A 3,119-nucleotide genomic window follows, 5' to 3' on the forward strand; every position below is an offset into this window, starting at 1 on the left:
ATTCGCTGCACGACCGGTGGTTCACCGCGGCCCAGGCCAAGGAGTACGGCTTCATCGACCACATCGTCGACTCGTTCGGGCAGATCGTCCCGCAACGCCAGCGAATCGGGATCTCGGCATGAGCGGTCAGGCCTGGAGTAGGCAGCGGAGCGTGACCACGGAAGGCCCCGCCCATGCCGCAAACGGATACAGCATGAGCGGTCAGGCCTGGAGTAGGCAGCGGAGCGTGACCACGGAAGGCCCCGCCCATGCCGCGAACGGATACAGCATGAGCACCTACACCATTCCCAATGTGATCGCGCAGCATCCGCGCGGCGGCGAGCGGATCACCGACATCTACTCCCATCTGCTCGCGGAGCGGATCGTCTATCTCGGCACGCCGATCGACTCGGGCGTCGCCAACGCGCTCATCGCGCAGTTGCTGCACCTGGAATCGGAAAGCCCGGAACAGGAGATCAACCTCTACATCAACTGCGAGGGCGGTGATCTGTCCTCGATGCTGGCGGTATACGACACCATGCAGCACATCCAGTCGCCGGTGCAGACCACCTGCGTCGGGCAGGCGATCGCGGTCGGCGCTGTGTTGCTGGCCGGTGGCGAGCCAGGCCGCCGCGCCATGCTGCCGCATGCCAGGGTGGTGCTGCACCAACCCGCCGCGCGCGGGCAGGGCACGATTCCCGATCTGATCCTGCAGGCCGACGAACTGGTGCGGATGCGGGCGGAGATCGAGTCGATCCTGTCGCGCCACACCGGGCAGACGGTGGAGCGGCTACGGCGCGATACCGACCGCGACCGGGTCTTCACCGCGTCGGCCGCGATCGAGTACGGGCTCGTCGACCAAGTACTGGGACGCCGGGACTGACCTGCGCCTCGCGCCACCTGTGCGCGTGTCGAAGGACTGCGTCCGACCAGTCGTACCCGCGGTTCCGCTCCGGCCGTGGGTGGGGTTGTCGACGGGCTGGGTCCGGCCGGTCGTACCCGCGGTTTCGCTCCGGCCGTGGGTGGGCTGTTGACAGGCTGGGTCCGGCCGGTCGTGCCCGCGCCTCGGCTCGGGGCCGTGTGCGATGGTAGGCGCGCGGCGCTAAGCCGCCAGCGCCATGAGGGTGGGTCCTGTGCCGGAACGCGGTGCCGACCGTTGCAGGAAGGCGACTCGGCGACGGGCCCGCAGGTCGTCCGCCACCTGGCCGAGGATCTCACCCAGCGTGGTGCCCAGCGACCCGGCCAGGGCGGCGATCATCTCGCTCGACGGCTCCTTGCGCCCCCGCTCCACCTCAGACAGATACTGCGGGGAAATGCCCGCGCGCCCGGCTGTTTCGACGAGCGTCTCGCTGCGGTCCTGCCGCAGCGTGCGCAACTGTTCGCCGAGCACCTCGCGCCAGAGGGGTTCCGGGGGCGCCTGCGGTTGCGGCTGCCGAGGCAGATCGTCGCGTCCACCGGGGATCGAGTGAAGTCTCGGGTGCTCGGTCATGGTCCGAGCGTACGATCCCGGATCGCCGGTCTGCCCGGCATTACGCTCTGGGCGTACGAGCGGGTAGTTCCGGCGCCGGTGTGCCCGGATTCGGCGTGGTCACCGCCGTGATCGGGCCGGACCGAGGATGATGGGTAACCGTGCCCGAGAATACGAAGGTCTCCGATCTCAAGCCGCGCAGTCGCGACGTCACCGACGGCCTGGAGCGGACCGCTGCGCGCGGCATGCTGCGCGCGGTCGGCATGGGCGACGAGGACTGGGAGAAGCCGCAGATCGGCGTGGCCTCCTCGTGGAACGAGATCACGCCCTGCAACCTGTCGCTGGACCGGCTGGCCAGAGGTTGCAAGGACGGCGTCTTCGCCGGTGGCGGATTCCCCATGCAGTTCGGCACCATCTCGGTGTCCGACGGCATCTCCATGGGGCACGAGGGGATGCACTTCTCCCTCGTCTCCCGCGAGGTGATCGCCGACAGCGTCGAGACGGTGATGCAGGCCGAGCGGCTCGACGGTTCGGTGCTGCTGGCCGGGTGCGACAAGTCGCTGCCGGGGATGCTGATGGCCGCGGCCCGGCTGGATCTGGCGAGTGTGTTCCTGTACGCGGGCTCGATCCTGCCCGGCGTCGCGAAGCTCTCCGACGGCAGCGAACGCGAGGTGACCATCATCGATGCGTTCGAAGCGGTCGGCGCCTGCGCCCGCGGGCTGATGAGCCGCGAGGACGTCGACGCCATCGAGCGGGCGATCTGTCCGGGCGAGGGCGCCTGCGGCGGCATGTACACCGCCAACACCATGGCCAGCGCGGCCGAGGCGCTGGGCATGTCGCTGCCCGGCAGCGCGGCGCCGCCCGCGACCGACCGTCGCCGCGACGGTTACGCCCGCCGCAGCGGCGAGGCCGTGGTCGAGTTGATCCGCCAGGGCATCACGCCCTCCGACATCCTCACCAAGCCCGCGTTCGAGAACGCCATCGCCGTCGTCATGGCGTTCGGCGGCTCCACCAATGCCGTGCTGCACCTGCTCGCCATCGCGCACGAGGCGAAGGTCGAGCTGACCCTGGACGATTTCGCCCGCATCGGCCGCCGGGTGCCGCACCTCGCCGACGTCAAACCGTTCGGCAACCACGTGATGACCGACGTGGACCGGATCGGCGGCGTGCCGGTGATGATGAAGGCGCTGCTCGACGCCGGACTGCTGCACGGCGACTGCCTGACCGTGACGGGCAGGACGGTGGCGGAGAACCTCGCCGACATCACCCCGCCCGATCCCGACGGCAAGGTGATCCGGGCGATGGCGTCGCCCATCCATCCGACCGGTGGCATCGCCATCCTCACCGGTTCGCTCGCACCCGATGGCGCCGTGGTCAAGTCGGCGGGCTTCGAGTCCGACGTCTTCACCGGCACGGCACGGGTGTTCGACGGGGAACGACCGGCGATGGACGCCCTCGAGGACGGCACGATCACCGCGGGCGACGTGGTGGTCATCCGGTACGAGGGCCCGAAAGGCGGTCCCGGCATGCGCGAGATGCTGGCCATCACCGCGGCCATCAAAGGCGCGGGGCTGGGCAAGGACGTCCTGCTGCTCACCGACGGGCGGTTCTCCGGCGGAACGACGGGGCTCTGTGTCGGGCACGTCGCGCCGGAAGCCGTCGACGGCGGACC

At 69.7% G+C, this 3,119-nt stretch carries 4 protein-coding genes; 3 read left to right on the top strand and 1 reads right to left on the bottom strand.

The window, feature by feature from the left end; genetic code table 11:
- Window positions 1–122: ATP-dependent Clp protease proteolytic subunit (locus ON27_RS44640; RefSeq protein ID WP_043721105.1), on the top strand; the 122-nt coding region annotated here is incomplete at its 5' end.
- A 146-nt stretch (window positions 123–268) separates the two neighbouring features.
- Window positions 269–862 (top strand): ClpP family protease, encoded by a 594-nt coding sequence (locus tag ON27_RS06830; RefSeq protein WP_043721109.1) that lies wholly within the window; start codon window positions 269–271, stop codon window positions 860–862.
- A gap of 219 nt (window positions 863–1,081) precedes the next feature.
- On the opposite strand, the gene ON27_RS06835 is transcribed toward ON27_RS06830, so the two are convergent.
- A complete protein-coding gene (locus ON27_RS06835) occupies window positions 1,082–1,468 on the bottom strand; it encodes a helix-turn-helix domain-containing protein (protein WP_083887411.1) in 387 nt (128 codons plus the stop codon).
- Between the two features lie 140 nt (window positions 1,469–1,608).
- On the opposite strand from ON27_RS06835, the gene ilvD reads away from it, so the two are divergent.
- On the top strand, window positions 1,609–3,119 hold a 1,511-nt coding region (gene ilvD, locus ON27_RS06840; protein WP_043721108.1), incomplete at its 3' end, for a dihydroxy-acid dehydratase.

The sequence above is a fragment of the Nocardia asiatica NBRC 100129 genome, from assembly GCF_000308415.1.
GTDB classification, from domain to species: Bacteria; Actinomycetota; Actinomycetes; order Mycobacteriales; family Mycobacteriaceae; genus Nocardia; species Nocardia asiatica.

Bases quoted from the DNA above. Each gene is read 5' to 3' on its own strand.
- ON27_RS06835 (WP_083887411.1), bottom strand. From the start codon at position 1,468: ATGACCGAGCACCCGAGACTTCACTCGATCCCCGGTGGACGCGACGAT.
- ON27_RS06830 (WP_043721109.1), top strand. From the start codon at position 269: ATGAGCACCTACACCATTCCCAATGTGATCGCGCAGCATCCGCGCGGC.